This is a genomic window from Tepidibacter mesophilus (genome assembly GCF_002724055.1).
GTDB lineage: Bacteria > Bacillota > Clostridia > Peptostreptococcales > Peptostreptococcaceae > Tepidibacter_A > Tepidibacter_A mesophilus.
In genome coordinates this window covers 55226-70353 of sequence record NZ_BDQY01000004.1, presented here as the reverse complement: position 1 = coordinate 70353, position 15128 = coordinate 55226, and the positions used below count along the sequence as shown (strand labels likewise).

The 15128-nt window shown below is 26.8% G+C and carries 15 protein-coding genes and 1 other annotated feature; of the genes, 13 read left to right on the top strand and 2 right to left on the bottom strand.

Translation table 11 applies throughout. The features are described from left to right. Positions 1-113 precede the first annotated feature (113 nt). The 4 genes from Tmeso_RS04395 (at position 114) to Tmeso_RS04380 (ending at position 3739) form a co-directional block, all read left to right on the top strand. Complete coding sequence (locus Tmeso_RS04395) at positions 114-494, top strand: GntR family transcriptional regulator (RefSeq protein WP_099188673.1); 381 nt, start codon at positions 114-116, stop codon at positions 492-494. A 4-nt stretch (positions 495-498) separates the two neighbouring features. Beyond that, positions 499-1392, top strand: coding sequence for an ABC transporter ATP-binding protein (locus tag Tmeso_RS04390; protein WP_099188671.1), 894 nt, complete (start codon positions 499-501; stop codon positions 1390-1392). Beyond that, positions 1376-2425 (top strand): ABC transporter permease subunit, encoded by a 1050-nt coding sequence (locus Tmeso_RS04385; RefSeq protein WP_099188669.1) that lies wholly within the window; start codon positions 1376-1378, stop codon positions 2423-2425. Before Tmeso_RS04390 ends, Tmeso_RS04385 begins: the two co-directional genes overlap by 17 nt. Positions 2426-2644: 219 nt before the next feature. Further along, positions 2645-3739: a putative NPN-dependent ornithine cyclodeaminase gene (locus Tmeso_RS04380; protein WP_099188667.1), complete on the top strand. Its 1095-nt coding sequence runs from the start codon at positions 2645-2647 to the stop codon at positions 3737-3739. Positions 3740-3768: 29 nt separating this feature from the next. Here Tmeso_RS04380 and Tmeso_RS04375 read toward each other — a convergent pair whose 3' ends face one another. Then, positions 3769-4344, bottom strand: a complete 576-nt coding sequence (locus Tmeso_RS04375; protein ID WP_099188665.1) for a helix-turn-helix domain-containing protein — start codon at positions 4342-4344, stop codon at positions 3769-3771. Between the two features lie 96 nt (positions 4345-4440). Further along, complete coding sequence (locus Tmeso_RS04370) at positions 4441-5274, bottom strand: cation diffusion facilitator family transporter (RefSeq protein ID WP_207653825.1); 834 nt, start codon at positions 5272-5274, stop codon at positions 4441-4443. 316 nt (positions 5275-5590) lie between these two features. On the opposite strand from Tmeso_RS04370, the gene Tmeso_RS04365 reads away from it, so the two are divergent. The 9 genes from Tmeso_RS04365 (at position 5591) to Tmeso_RS04325 (ending at position 14517) form a co-directional block, all read left to right on the top strand. Continuing rightward, the gene (locus Tmeso_RS04365) at positions 5591-6940 is read left to right on the top strand and encodes a TrkH family potassium uptake protein (RefSeq protein WP_099188664.1); all 1350 of its coding nucleotides are present in this window, start codon (positions 5591-5593) and stop codon (positions 6938-6940) included. 15 nt (positions 6941-6955) lie between these two features. Next, the gene (locus tag Tmeso_RS04360) at positions 6956-7609 is read left to right on the top strand and encodes a potassium channel family protein (RefSeq protein ID WP_099188662.1); all 654 of its coding nucleotides are present in this window, start codon (positions 6956-6958) and stop codon (positions 7607-7609) included. A 2-nt stretch (positions 7610-7611) separates the two neighbouring features. After that, positions 7612-8412 carry a TrmH family RNA methyltransferase gene (locus Tmeso_RS04355; RefSeq protein WP_099188660.1) on the top strand — a complete coding sequence of 267 codons (801 nt, stop codon included), beginning with the start codon at positions 7612-7614 and terminating at the stop codon, positions 8410-8412. A gap of 16 nt (positions 8413-8428) precedes the next feature. Beyond that, positions 8429-9223 carry a DUF1189 domain-containing protein gene (locus Tmeso_RS04350; RefSeq protein WP_099188658.1) on the top strand — a complete coding sequence of 265 codons (795 nt, stop codon included), beginning with the start codon at positions 8429-8431 and terminating at the stop codon, positions 9221-9223. A gap of 382 nt (positions 9224-9605) precedes the next feature. Continuing rightward, a complete protein-coding gene (locus Tmeso_RS04345; RefSeq protein ID WP_099188656.1) occupies positions 9606-10001 on the top strand; it encodes an FxsA family protein in 396 nt (131 codons plus the stop codon). 372 nt (positions 10002-10373) lie between these two features. Continuing rightward, the gene (lepB, locus tag Tmeso_RS04340) at positions 10374-10907 is read left to right on the top strand and encodes a signal peptidase I (RefSeq protein ID WP_099188654.1); all 534 of its coding nucleotides are present in this window, start codon (positions 10374-10376) and stop codon (positions 10905-10907) included. Between the two features lie 251 nt (positions 10908-11158). After that, positions 11159-12568 carry a sensor histidine kinase gene (locus Tmeso_RS04335; RefSeq protein WP_099188652.1) on the top strand — a complete coding sequence of 470 codons (1410 nt, stop codon included), beginning with the start codon at positions 11159-11161 and terminating at the stop codon, positions 12566-12568. Positions 12569-12663: 95 nt separating this feature from the next. After that, positions 12664-13833, top strand: a complete 1170-nt coding sequence (locus tag Tmeso_RS04330) for a YcdB/YcdC domain-containing protein (protein ID WP_099188650.1) — start codon at positions 12664-12666, stop codon at positions 13831-13833. A gap of 24 nt (positions 13834-13857) precedes the next feature. Then, positions 13858-14517, top strand: coding sequence for a response regulator transcription factor (locus Tmeso_RS04325; protein ID WP_187296222.1), 660 nt, complete (start codon positions 13858-13860; stop codon positions 14515-14517). Positions 14518-14583: 66 nt separating this feature from the next. Then, positions 14584-14799 (top strand) — a binding site (T-box leader). The last annotated feature ends 329 nt before the right edge of the window (positions 14800-15128 follow it).

Here is a 15128-nt window from a genome sequence, read left to right as displayed (position 1 = left end):
TATTACAAAAAAATATTTACATATACTGGATAGATATGTTACTATACATGTGTACCAAGTGTATTAATTGAATTAATACACTAAGAAGTTGCTTAAAGAAGGTAGGTGATAAATTGATTAGTATAGACAGTAGGAGTAGTAAGCCTATATATGAGCAAATAATTGATGGAATGAAAGAAAATATAATGAAAAAAATATTAAGACCGAATGATAAGATTCCGTCTGTAAGAGAACTAGCATCAATAATTACGGCTAATCCTAATACAGTATCTCGAGCATATAAGGAACTTGAAAGTCAGGGACTTATAGTTAGTATAAAGGGAAAAGGGACTTATATTGCAGATGATTATACACAAGATGTTGACTATCGAAAGGTTAAGCAAATTAAAGGACAAATCAAAAATATCATAATAGATATGCATCATATGGGAATAGATAAATCTGAATTTATAGAAATTATAAAAGAAGTTTACTTAGAAATAGACAAGGGGTGAAAACATGATAGATATTCAAAATGTAAGCAAAAAAATAGGGAATAAAACAGTGTTAAAAGATATTGATTTGAATATTAAAAAAGGTAGTATATTCGGAATTATAGGTGAAAATGGAGCTGGAAAAACTACGTTGATTAAGTGTTTAACAGGGATTTACAAAGTAGATGATGGAAGTATAAAAATAGATGATGAAGAGGTTTTTGAAAATAATAAAATAAAGCAAAGAATAGGATATGTAGCAGATCAAAATAATTATTTTACTTATTTTAAGATAAAAGAAATGATTGAATTTTATAAGAAATCTTATGATAAATTTTCGATTGAAAAATTCGAAAAACTAAATGAAATATTTAAAATATCTAAAGAAAAGAAAATTAAAGATTTGTCTAAAGGTATGAAGATGCAGCTATCGCTTATGTTAAATCTTAGCATTAATGCAGATGTTTTAATATTAGATGAACCAACTTCTGGACTTGATGCTATAGTTAAAAAGAAGTTTGTAAAAATATTAATAGATGAGGTTGCTGATAATGATACTACTATATTTATATCTTCTCATCATCTAGGTGAAATAGAGAGAATATGTGATAGCATAGCCATAATAAATAACGGTGAAATAAAGTATGTAAATTCTATTGAAGATATGAAAAATAGTATAAAAAAGATACAAGTATTATTTGAAGAAAAAGCTCAAGATGAAATTAAAGAATGGGATGAAGTATTATGTGTGGAATCTATAGGTAGAATAACTTACATAATAGTAAAAGACTATTCAAAAGAATTACAACTAAGACTTAAAGATAAAGGAGCTAAATTTATAGAGGAAATAGATTTGAGTTTAGAGGATGTATTTATATACTCTGTGGGGGAGGAATTAGAAAATGAAAAGTGTGTTTAACAAAGCTTTATTGTACAAGGAAGTCAAAAGTTCTAAATGGATTACTTTGATTATGTTATTTTCTATATTTATATGTAAGACTATGTACTTGATAGATTATGAAGGTAGATTAAAAAGGTTTAGGTATATGATAGGCGATTCGAAGGAGTATTTGTTCAATGTAGCATTTTTAGGAAATGATGTATGTTCAATTGTGATGGTATTTTTGGTGATAATTTTATCGACTATTTTATTTAAAAGTGAGAGGCAGAGTGAAACTTATTCTTTTATAGCGTCTATGCCATTTAAAAGAAAGGATATAATAAAAACTAAATGGTTTGTTGGAAGTTTTAGTATTTTTATTGCTTTTTTTATAAATGCTATATTGATAAGCATAATTTTTTATACTAAATATAAGGGTATATCTACAGATGCTTCAGGTTACATAATATTTCAGTGGGCACTTATAAATATATTGACCTATATAAGCATATTCACTATGATATTGTTTGCTCAAACTCTTATGGGTCAAAATATTGCAGCTAGTATAGTTGGAAGTATTGTTATATATCTTCCAACGGGATTTTGGCGTATGATGTCACAAATTCTAAGAGCTCATATAAACTCATATTATGATTATCCTATTCGATTTATGTTAATAGAGTTTAATCCGTATTCTATAAATAACCCATATTATAGAGTTTTGGATTCTGTAAGCAATTCTTTGGATAATTATTATGTTCCTGAATATCAAAATTATTTTTCTAAAATAATAATATTATTAATTCTTATAGTGTTGTTTTACAATTTAGCTGTATACTTTTATAAAAAGAATAAGCTTGAAAACAGTGGGAATTTAATTATGTTTTCTTCTTTAGAACCTGTATTCAAATGGGGATTTAGTATATGTTTAGGACTTTTTGCTGGAGTAATAGCTAGTTCTACGTTTGATGGTCAAAGTTGTAAAATTATAACGGACAGTTTTCTGGTTATAGGAACTATAATGGGTTATTTAATATCTAGAAAAGTTCTACATTCTTTATCTGTTCTTTAGATTTCGATTGATATTTAGTGGCGAAATGAGATTGTGTAAATTGAAAAAACAAATAAAATCAGAATATAAAAAAAAATGAAAAAATTCCCAATAAACGTCGTTGGGTGTATTTATATGCAATTATTTGATATAATATGTAAGAGTGTTAAAATTTTATAAAACTAGACGATTAAAATTTAATAGAATACAAAATAAAACAATCTTACGGAGGTATTATAAATGAGTTTTAAATTACCGAAATACAGACAACCTAATTTTGAACAAGAATTTTTAAAGAGTTCACCAAATGTTACAACTGTAGAAGTTGTTAAAGATGGTGTTGCTCCTGATAATTATCATGGAACTACAATATATCCTGAATACTTAAAAGTGGATGGAAAATGGGTTTTAGCCAAAGAAAGCAGAATGGACTGTGTAATGACTGTAACTGAAGATAATGATGTTGCAGTAAAAGAGTTTAGAAACTTACATGCTGGAGATAAGGTTATAGTTGGAAGAACTGAAGATGCTAGCGAAGGAATTTATGTATACACTGAAGGTTTTAAGTCTGAAGAAGAAGACGAAGAAGAAGAGACTTTCGCATTTAGAGCTGGAAGATCTAGAGAAACTGCATACTCTAAGGATTATGATGATTTATATGAAGCTCTAAGATATGAAAAAGAAAATGGATACATAGTTTGGGTATTAGGGCCAGCGGCTGTATTTGATAAAGATTCAAGAGAGGCTATGCAAGCTTTAATAGAAAATGGATATGCTCATGCATTCTTAGGTGGAAATGCAGTAGCTACGCATGATTTAGAGGCAGCTACAATAGGAACTGCTCTAGGTCAAGATATATATACTCAAAAATCTATGAAGGATGGACATTACAACCACTTAGATTTATTAAATAAAGCTAGAAGAGCAGGATCCATAGAAAAGCTTATAGAAGAAGAAAATATAGATAATGGACTTATATATGCTTGTGTTAAAAACAATGTACCTATAGTACTTGGAGGATCTATAAGAGATGATGGACCTCTTCCTATAGTTATAAGTGACGTGTATGAAGCTCAAAATGAGATGAGAAAACATACTAGAAAAGCTACAACTGTTATATGTCTTGCAACTCAACTTCACTCAATAGCAACAGGAAATATGACTCCGTCTTATACAGTTGTAAATGGTGAAGTAAGACCAGTATATATATACAGTGTTGATGTTTCAGAATTTGCAGTTAACAAGTTAAGAGACAGAGGGACTCTAGAAGTTAGTACTATAGTTACTAATGTCCAAGATTTCTTAGTTAATTTGAAAAACAACTTAACTAAATAATAAATAAAACAAAAAAGATAACTTAAATTTTAATTTAAGTTATCTTTTTTTAAAAAATTAGGTGTATTCACAACAAGCATTTTTACGTTTTTATTTGAGTTGTTTATCCAATTGTGATTTAAAGAAGAATTAAAATGAACGCAATCTTCCGGATAAAGTATATACTCTCTATTGTTAACATAAAGAGTCAATATACCCTCTAATACATATATAAATTCTTCTCCTTCATGCGAGTATTCCGTTACTATTTCTTCATTGCCTTCATATGGAAGAACGGTCACTAATTTTGGCAGCATAACTTTATCTTCTAAGTTTTGAGATAGATGGTAATAAACGACCTTGGAATTAACTATCTGAGATACTTCTTGTTCGTAACTTTTCATAATTAAAGAATCATTATTTTTTTGTCTTGCAAAAAAATAAGTTAAATCTACATCTAAAACAGAAGCAATATTATTTAGGCAATCTATAGCAACACTTGTTAATCCTCTTTCGAGTTGAGACAAGAAACCTATAGATAATCCAGATTTTTCGCTCAAAATTTTTAAAGTCATAGACTTACTTTGTCTTAATGTTTTTATTTTTTTTCCTATATCTTTATTCATAAGTTTACCTCTTTTCATTCGATTGAAATTATTATTTTGTATGTGTAATATTATAGCATTGGTTTAAATATTTTAAAATGTATATTACATAGTATGTTAATCATTATTACAAGGTTCAACGTGTATTATAACTTCTTTTACCCCGTTAAATTCAGATATAACTTTATCTTCTATATAATGAGATAAAATATGGGTTTTTTCAAGGGTAAGATGCTTATCCACTAGGATAGTAAGATCTACTCTTATGCGATTTTCTTTCCCGTGTGTGCGTATATTACTACAATGTAAGACTTCATCAATTTCTGTTACAAAATCATGTATCTGTATAGGATCAATCATAGCACCATCACATAATACTTTCATTGCAGGAATTAATATCTCCAATGATGCTTTTATAATTAGTATAGATATTATAAAGGATATTACTATATCTAGTACTATAAATCCTATTTTTATAGTAAATAAGCTTATTAAAACCGATATAGACACATATATATCACTTTTGGTGTGAATAGAGTCGGATATTAGTATTTCACTTTGAAGTTCTTTTCCTTTTTTAAACTCATAATTTGAAATCCATAAGTTAATTATTAATGTTAGTATCATTATTATAAAATTATATATATTAATATTAGGTAGAATGGGATTCAATAATTTATTATATGAACTTGTGATTATTTTAAGAGACATTGAAAATAATAATAAAGATATAAAAATAGATCCTAATGTTTCAAATTTTTCATGGCCATAAGGGTGTGTATCATCAGGTGGTTTAGAAGAAATATATATAGCAAATATTCCTACTATATTAGATGAACTGTCTCCTAAAGAATGAATACCATCTGCAATCATACTTGATACGTTAGTATAACATCCATAAAATATTTTTGAAAAAGCAACAATTAAATTTAATATTAATATAAATATCAATACTTTTTTTACGTGAATATAGTAATTTTCATAAGTCAGATTAATCACTCCTTTAACAAAGTATTATAAAAATCAATTATATTGATTGAAAATAGTTACTTAATATAATAAAATAGTAGTTATTATATGAAAAAGGCTGGATATCACGATATATATATTAATTAAAAATCTATAAATCATAATATAAATGAGGTATAGTTTATTGTTATGTATTAAAAATAAGATTGAATATTGAATTGAATAGTATATAATTTACATTGTTGTATTAATATGAAATTATTACAGTATATTCTTATTACATAAAAGAGGTGAAAAAATGTTAGGTAAATATATTCGAAAGAAGAATAGACTATCTCCTGCTCAAATAATGGTTATAGGATTTGCAATGATAATATTAATAGGAGCTGTACTTTTAAACACTCCTATGGCAACCAATAGTGGTGAGCAAATAGGATTTGTAAATGCTTTATTTACTTCAACGTCAGCTGTTTGTGTTACTGGCCTTGTTGTTGTAGATACGGGAACCTATTGGACTTTATTTGGAAAAGTAGTTATTATAACTTTAATACAGGTTGGAGGACTTGGATTTATGAGTATGGCTACCTTATTTGCTATACTAGTTAGAAAAAAAATATATCTTCATCAAAGACTTTTGATACAAGAAGCATTGAATCAATATGATTTATCTGGTCTTGTAAGACTTACAAGACATATATTAATAGGAACTTTTATAATAGAGGGTATAGGTGCTATTATACTATCTAGTGTATTCGTTCCTCAGATGGGGTTTGCAAAAGGGATAGGTTATGGAATTTTTCATGCGATATCAGCTTTTTGTAATGCTGGGTTCGATTTGATGGGGAATTTTTCATCTCTTACATCATATGTAGATAATATTACTATTAATATAGTAATAATGATACTTATAATACTAGGTGGATTAGGCTTTCCTGTTATATTTGATGTTATGAAGAAGCGAAAATTTTCAAAAATTAATCTTCATTCTAAAATAGTTATATATATAAGTTCTTTCTTAATATTGATTGGGTTTATATTATTTTTTGTAATTGAGTATAGTAACCCTGATACTTTAGGAGGTCTTTCTTTTAAAGGTAAGGTTCTAGGGGCTCTTTTTCAATCTGTAACAACAAGAACTGCTGGATTTAATACTATAGACCTTGGAGCCATGAAAGATAGTTCTAAATTTTTAACTATTATACTTATGTTTATTGGAGGATCTCCGGGATCGACTGCTGGAGGTATAAAAACTACTACTATAGGAGTATTGTTTCTTGCTGTAATAACTTTTGTAAAAGGAAAAGAAGATGTTGAAGCATTTGGAAGAAGAATATCTTATATTACTGTAAATAAGGCTTTGGGAGTTGTTGCTATAGGGTTTAGTGTTGTTATATTTGTAACCATGACTTTAAGTTTGACTGATACAAATTTTAAATTTATTCATATATTATTTGAAGCTGTATCTGCTTATGGAACTGTAGGACTTAGTATTTTTGGTAGTCCGAATTTAACTACTATGGGTAAAATATTAATAGCTCTGACTATGTTTGCAGGAAGAGTAGGAGCTTTAACTATATTGTTTGCTATTTCAAATAGAAAGAAAAAAAATGTTATAAGATATCCAGAAGAAAAAGTAATTGTGGGATAGAGAGGAGTTTTGATTATGAAGCAGTATGTAGTAATAGGATGTGGAAGATTTGGTAGTTCTGTAGCTACGACATTGTATCTTTTAGGACACGAGGTTATGGCTGTAGATAAAAACTATGATATTGTACAAGATATAGCTGATAAGGTAACTCATTCAGTTCAGGCAGATGCTATTGATGAGAATACTATGAGATCTTTGGGTATTAGAAATTTTGATATTGCAGTTATAAGTATAGGTTCGGATGTTCAAGCATCTACAATGGCTACATTAATAGCTAAAGAATTAGGCGTTAAATATGTACTTTGTAAGGCTCAAAATGAACTTCAAGCAAAAGTACTTTATAAAATAGGAGCAGATAGAGTAGTGTTTCCTGAGAGAGATATGGGAGTAAGAGTAGCTCATAATTTAGTATCTGAGAATGTTTTAGATCATATAGAACTTGACCCTAACTATTCTATAGTTGAGGTAGTAACTCCTAGTGATTGGATAGGCAAAAGTCTTATGGAGTTAGATTTGAGAGCTAAATATGGGATAAATGTTATGGCTGTAAAGCATAATAAAGATATAGATATATCTCCAGCTCCTGATGCTAAATTGCAACAGGGGGATATACTAGTAGTTATAGGTGAGAATACTAAAATAAACAAAATAAGTAAAGAGGACAGATAATAATGGTTGCACAAATAACTAGTAAAGATAATGAAAGAATAAAATATACAAAATCTTTGCTTAAATCAAAAAAGAGAAGTCAAGAAAAAAAATTTATAATAGAAGGATATAGGATAGTAAAACAGGCTGTAGAGTGTAGCGCTGTTATTGATTATATTGTATATAATGATGAGTTTTTAAATAAAGAGGAGCATAAAAAATTTATAGAAGAATTAGAGTTTGATAATTATAAACTCTATAAAACAACTAATAAGCTATTTAAAGAAGTATCTGATACGGAAAAACCACAAGGTATAATTGCAGTGGTTGAATATAAAGAGCATTCTTTAAATGAATCATTAAAAAAAGAAACTGATTTTATAGTTGTACTTGATAGAATACAAGATCCTGGCAACATGGGAACTATAATAAGAACAGCAGATGCAGCTGGAGCTGAGTCTATAATTTTATTAAAAGGCTGTGTAGATGTATATAATCCAAAGGTTATAAGATCTACTATGGGTTCAATATTTGATATGAATATTATAAATTGTATTGATGAAGATTTGAACATTATAAAGAATAAAGGATTTAACATAGTTTCTAGTTATTTAAATACTGACAATTACTATAATAATGTTAATTATGGAAATAAGGTAGCCTTGGTAATAGGTAATGAAGGTAATGGTATAAAGGATGAAATAATAGACAAGTCTGATATATTGGTTAAGATACCTATATACGGTAAGGCTGAGTCGTTGAATGCTGCCATGGCTTCTGGAATACTAATGTATGAGATAAAAAACAAATTATCTTCAAAATAAAGGCAGGGGAATAAATATGGACGAGATTAAAAGCGGCAAGATAAGTTTTTTGGAAAGATTTAAAAGAAGTATAGTTGATATACCATCTTATAATTTTTTTGTTAAAGAATCTTTAGGAAAAGGTATATTCTACTTGTTTTTATTATCTTTAATGGTTGGGGTTATAACTTCATCAGTAATGTCATATCAGTTTAAAAATTCTTTTGAGAGTGAAGCAAGAAGCTTTATAATACAGACTCCAGAGTTTGAATTTAAGAATGGAAAGTTAAATGTACAAGCTGATATGCCGTTTAAAATTGATGATTATATTATAGTAGATACTACAGGAGTTACAGATGAAAGTGTACTAGATTCTTATAATGAAGGTGTGCTGATTCTTAAAGATAAAGTTGTAGTGAAAAAGAACCTTGTTGAAAAAAGAGAATTTGATTTTAGTGCTATGAAGGACATTGAGTTTAACAAACAAGATGCTATGAAATATATTCCTGAGATTAATAAGTGGATAAGTATATTTATAATTATATTTGGAATAATTTTCGTAACCTTATGGATAATGTTATCTACTATGGTCAATGCGTTGATTTTAGGGATAGCTGGAATTGTAATAAGTAAGGTTCAGAAAATGAATATTGAGTTTGGGAATATATACAAGATATGTATATATTCATTTACACTTCCTATAGTGGTTGATAAGCTTATACTTGGATATTTGCCTATTTATATACCTTATGTTACTCTTGTGTATTATATTGTGGCGGGAATCTATATGTATAATGCAATGGATAGTTATAAAAGAGAGATTCAAGAGTAAAAATTATGTAGTGCTTAAGCTAAAAAAAAAGCTTATTGAAATAACGATACTTAGTCAATGTTTTAATAAAACTAAGACTTAGGCTTATAAAATATCCTAAAACTTCTTAAACTCCCTTACGGTCAGACAAAAGAAGTTTCTTAACGGGTATTTTAACGTCTAAATCTAAGTTTCATAGTAAAACATTAAGCAAAAAGTATCTAACATTTCAATAAGCTTTATTTTTTAATATTGTTATGAACGCGATTGAAAGAACGTAAATAAATAATGAAATTCATAAGAATTATAAGTGTAATTGAATATGATATAATTGAAATATAGTATTTCTATAAATTAAGAATAACTAATCAGTATGATCTAAAATGATGAGGAGATGATATGTATGTTAATGAAATTAATACTTTTGTTTACTGTAGTTCCATTAGTTGAATTAGCTATATTGTTTAAATTGAATGCTTATATAGGATTTTTTAGTACAATAGGGATTGTTGTTTTTACAGGTGTTTTAGGAGCTTATTTGGCAAAATCTCAGGGAAGAGAGATTTTATTTAGAATAAGATATGAAATGCAGGACGGAAGACTTCCTGGAGAACAATTAATCAATGGGTTATGTGTATTAGTAGGAGGAGCAATGCTCTTAACTCCTGGAATCTTAACAGACATATCTGGTTTTATTCTCGTTATCCCTATAACTAGAGAGGTCGTAAAGGTTTTTGTTAAAAAGAAACTACAAAAGATGGTTGATGAGGGAAATGTGAATTTTTATTTTAGGTGGTAGATAAGAAGTTATATCTTTAGGGTTAATAAGCTTAGAGATGTAACTTTTTTACTTTGGTAATTGATTAGAAAATAAAGGTTATTTAAATACCGCTATTTAGTCAATGTTTTAATATAACTACAGATTTTGCTTTATAAAATATCCTAAAAGTTCTAAACTCCCTTACGGTCAGACAACGAACTTTCTTAACGTACATTTTAACAGCACAATCTAAGTTATATAGTAAAATATTAACAAAAAAATAGCTAACATTTAAATAACCTTTATTTTGAGTGTTTGTGGGTAAACTGAAAATATTCTTTTTGTAGTAGAAAATAAAAGTATATGATATAATTTCGTATGTAAAAAATTACCTAAAATAGGAGGTTAAAAATGAATAATATTAAATATGAAATTATAGAATGGATAAAAACTATAAGTATATCAATAGTTTTAGCTTTTGTTATAACTATATTTATAAAACCCACTATTGTAGATGGTCAATCGATGAATCCCACACTTGAAGATAAAGATTACTTAATGATAGATAAGATTTCTTATAGATTAAATGAACCATCTAGAGGAGATGTTGTAGTTTTCAATTCAGAACTTACTACTGAAAAAGGGAATAAAAAACATTTAGTAAAGAGAGTTGTAGCTATTGGTGGAGATAGTGTAAAAATATGTAATGGTAAAGTATATGTAAATGGAAAAATTATAAAAGAAAACTATATAAATGGAAATAATACTGATGGCAATTTAGAAGTTACAGTACCCGTTGGGTATGTATTTGTATTGGGAGATAATAGATTACCTTATAAAAGTCTCGATAGCAGAAGTGAATCAGTAGGCTTTGTAGATGAAAATCAAATAAATGGGAAAATATTTATAAGGCTATATCCTTTTAATAAAATTAAATTATTTTAAAATTTATAGAACGACGAAAAAATTTTTAGAAAATAAAGCCTAATGTTATAATAATTTTAAATTATGGCAATGATTATATTAATAGAGAAATGGGAATTTTTATCACATCAAAACAGTTATTGAAAAGAAAGTATGAAAAAGAGTTAGATGCTAAATAAATTAGTATTTGACTCTTTTTTAATTATGCTAATAAATGGAATAGAGTATGATAAAATTATTATAATAAAAAATAATCAAACAGGGGGACTTAAATGAAATTTTGGAAAAAGATATTTACATATCATTTTATTTTGTTCGTAATTATCTTTAATTTAGGGGGAGTTTTTTTAATAGAGAATATGCATAGTTTAAGTTTAGATAGAGAAATTGAAAGAGGTTTAAGCGAACATTTAAGTATATACTCTGGAGTACAATTAATTGGTAAATATAGATTGAATTATGATGAAAAATTTAATAAGGGCATGCTTAGTTTAACTATGGGTGATTATTTAGAAAGCTTTCATGATAAAAGAATTTATATTGAAATTTTAGATAGATATGACAATATAGTTTTTAGTAATTTAGATTTTAATGTTTTCAAACAAAGAGAAGAATTAAAAAACCCTTATATAGATAAAAGAAAATATGTAATAAGGGATATAGGAGATAAAACATTTTTATTTATAACAAATCTATTAGATGTTAGTGGAGAACAGTTGAAATTCACATGTGTAAGAGATGTAACACATATTTATGAAGATAGAACAAAAGTATATTATTTTTTCATTAAGTTAGATATTATTATATCTATTATACTTGCATTTGGAAGCTATATTTTAAGTAAACATATAACAAGACCTATAGATAAACTTGTAAATTCTATCCAAATTATTGAAAATGGTAATTTTTCAGAACGAGTAGATATAAAGTCTAATGATGAAATAGGTATTTTATCTAATCATTTTAATAATATGGCATCTGTTATAGAAGAAAAAATGAATCAATTAAAGAAAAATATAGATGAAAAGCAAAGGTTTATAGATAATTTAACACATGAGATAAAAACGCCCTTAACTTCTATTATTGGATATGCTGATTTTTTAAGAAATACAAAATATAATGAATATGCATTCTCAAAGGGATTAAATAGTATATTCAAACAAGGGAAAAGGCTTGAAACTCTTTCTTCTAAAATGATGGATTTAATAGTATTTAAAAGAGAAAATTTTGTGATGAAAAAAGGAAATATTAAAAATATACTAATGGAAATAAAAGAAGTTCTAAAACCAAAACTTAAAAATAAAAATATAGAATTAGTTATTTCTGGACAAGACATGGAAATTGTAATGGAAAAAGACTTAATTGAAAATTTAATAATTAATTTAATAGATAATGCATTAAAAGCTTCTTGTGAAAATAGTAAAATAAATTTAAAATTATATAAAAATGAAAATTCAAAACCTATTATTGAAGTAAATGATGAAGGCATAGGAATAAAAGAAGGTGATTTAGCAAAGATATTTGAACCTTTTTATATGGTTGATAAATCGAGAAAAAAAACTAATGGTAGTGCAGGACTTGGACTTTCCATTTGTAATCAGATTGCAAAAATTCATAAAGCTAAATTATCAATAGAAAGTAAATTGAATATAGGTACTTCTGTAAAAATAATATTTGATTAAAATTTACAAATTATTTACAATTTGGATACATTTACTATAAGTTGTATTATTAAAATTTAGTTGTAAGAAAAATACAATTAAAGGAGATTTGCTATATGAAATTTAAAAGAGTAGTACCTATTATGTTTAGTATATTAATACTATTAGGAGGATGTAGTAGCTTTTCCTCTGTTCCAAAAGATAAGGTTATGGTAGAAAATACAAATGAAAATGATGCAAAGATAAGTAAAGAAGAAGCAAAAGAAATAGCAGTTGATTGTATTAAAAAAAGTTATAATATAAAAGAAGATAAGAAAGAATTAAAGAGTTTAATAAATGAAGTTAAGTTTATAAAAAGTGCAGAAGAAACTTTATATCTATGGAATGGAAAACCAAAAACAAACGCAGCTTGGAAAGTAATATGGGATAAAGAAGAAAATAAAGATTATTCATATAATGTGCTAGTAGATGCCACAAATGGGAAAATGATTGAAATACAAAATTATGTTGGAGTAGACACAAAGAATATAAAAAAGAGAAAATCTATAATTACTTTAAAACAAGCAAAAGAAAAGGCATTTGACTTTTTAGGAAATACAGAATTGGTTAGTGATATAAGTAAATTAAAATTATTACATATTTATGGAGAAAAAATTAATACTTTTATATTTTTATATAATGAAAAAGAATTGATGTATGTAGATGTAGATACGACTTTAGATAAGGTTTCTAAAATTACTCATTATAGAACACCTTTTATTTATATGTATGATGATATAGATATGAAAATAAAAAAAGAAAAGGCTGTAGAAATTGCTCTTGATGGAATTGAAAAGTACTTTAATGTGAAAGTAGATAGAGAAAAATTAGCAGAGGATATTCATTATTATCCACAATTTGATGATGAGTCTAATGAAATAATAACACCTGCGAGATGGGATATAAATTGGAATGATTTAAAATTAAGAGAAGAAAATAAAGAGATTGGTTACAGTGCTACTATAGATGCAAATACAGGTGAACTTAGATATGTAAATAGTTTAAATATAGATTTGAATAAAGAAAGTTTAAAAATTAGCGATGAAGAAATGAAAAAAATAGCACTTGATTTTATAGAAAAAAGTAAATATATAAGTGATATAAATGAATTGAAAGAGCCTAAAATAAAGAGATGGAGGGTTTATGGAAAAGAAAGAGCTTCATTAGAGTATAAATACAAAGATGAAATATTATGGGTTTGTATTGACTTTACAAATAAAGAAGTATTTAGTATAGGATATAGATAAGAAGAATAGAGGTGAATATGTGTATTGGAAAAAATTTTAATTGTTGAAGATGATACGGATATTTCAGATTTAATACAAATGAATTTAAGTATGGTGGGTTATGATACTAAGCAGGTTTATGATGGTAAAGATGCATTAGAATATATAGAAAAAGAAAATTTTGATTTAATAATTTTAGATGTTATGCTTCCTGAAATGGATGGTTTTAGTGTAATGGAAAAAATTAGACATACTAATTTGCCAGTAATCTTTCTAACTGCTAAAAATTCAATTTCTGATAAAGTAAAAGGACTAAAAATAGGAGCAGATGATTATATCGTAAAACCTTTTGAATGTATAGAACTTTTAGCTAGAATTGAATCTGTGTTAAGACGTTATGGTAGAAAGAATGATCATGTATTATTGAAGGATTTAGAGATTTCTCTAGATGAAAGAGTAGTAAAAAGAAGTGGTAAGGTTATTGATTTAGCTTGCAAAGAGTTTGAACTGTTAAAGCTTTTAATTACAAATAAAGGAATGTCTTTAACTAGAGAAATAATTTTGGAAAGAGTATGGGGATTTGACTACCTAGGAGAAACAAGAACGGTTGATATGCATATTCAAAAGATAAGAAAAAAACTAGATTTATTTGATGAAATAAAAACTATATATAAAATTGGATATAGATTAGAAAATATAGACTAAATTTCATAAAAAATTATGTTGAAAACAATTTAAATATATGATATAATGCAACATAAAGTTTAATACATAAAAGCTGTGAAAGAGAGAGTATTTTGAGTAATCTTAGACCAGAGAGGAATATAAAGCTGAAATTATTCCCTAAGATATCAAGAGAAGTTCACTCTGGAGCTTTAAAACTGAAATTATAGTAGGTTTTAACGTTGGACGCGTTAAGTCTTTCGAGTGGTCTATTTAATAGACTATTAGGGTGGTACCGCGGAATATAAGTCTTTCGTCCCTTTCAGGGATTGAAGGGCTTTTTTTAATATTAAAAACTTACAGTTTTAGATATTAAGATTTATATTAATTTTTCACTAAACTTATATAGCAGTCTTGTATCTGTAAGAAAATTATGAGGTTTTTATTTTGAAAATAACATTGCTTAAAGAAGTAAAATTGCAACTATTTTTGAGCAACGGAGCCCGTAGGACTCGTTGGCGACATGAGCCATGCGTTAGCATGAAGCGAATTTTTTTATTAAAAACATACAAGGTAAAAACTACTATATAAAAGTCGTTCAAAATTAATATAAATTCCAATGTCTTGGATTTATTATGAGTTTTAAATATCTA

Bases quoted from the DNA above. Each gene is read 5' to 3' on its own strand.
- Tmeso_RS04390 (WP_099188671.1), top strand. From the start codon at position 499: ATGATAGATATTCAAAATGTAAGCAAAAAAATAGGGAATAAAACAGTG.
- Tmeso_RS04385 (WP_099188669.1), top strand. From the start codon at position 1,376: ATGAAAAGTGTGTTTAACAAAGCTTTATTGTACAAGGAAGTCAAAAGT.
- Tmeso_RS04380 (WP_099188667.1), top strand. From the start codon at position 2,645: ATGAGTTTTAAATTACCGAAATACAGACAACCTAATTTTGAACAAGAA.
- Tmeso_RS04375 (WP_099188665.1), bottom strand. From the start codon at position 4,344: ATGAATAAAGATATAGGAAAAAAAATAAAAACATTAAGACAAAGTAAG.
- Tmeso_RS04365 (WP_099188664.1), top strand. From the start codon at position 5,591: ATGTTAGGTAAATATATTCGAAAGAAGAATAGACTATCTCCTGCTCAA.
- Tmeso_RS04360 (WP_099188662.1), top strand. From the start codon at position 6,956: ATGAAGCAGTATGTAGTAATAGGATGTGGAAGATTTGGTAGTTCTGTA.
- Tmeso_RS04355 (WP_099188660.1), top strand. From the start codon at position 7,612: ATGGTTGCACAAATAACTAGTAAAGATAATGAAAGAATAAAATATACA.
- Tmeso_RS04350 (WP_099188658.1), top strand. From the start codon at position 8,429: ATGGACGAGATTAAAAGCGGCAAGATAAGTTTTTTGGAAAGATTTAAA.
- Tmeso_RS04345 (WP_099188656.1), top strand. From the start codon at position 9,606: ATGTTAATGAAATTAATACTTTTGTTTACTGTAGTTCCATTAGTTGAA.
- lepB (WP_099188654.1), top strand. From the start codon at position 10,374: ATGAATAATATTAAATATGAAATTATAGAATGGATAAAAACTATAAGT.
- Tmeso_RS04335 (WP_099188652.1), top strand. From the start codon at position 11,159: ATGAAATTTTGGAAAAAGATATTTACATATCATTTTATTTTGTTCGTA.
- Tmeso_RS04330 (WP_099188650.1), top strand. From the start codon at position 12,664: ATGAAATTTAAAAGAGTAGTACCTATTATGTTTAGTATATTAATACTA.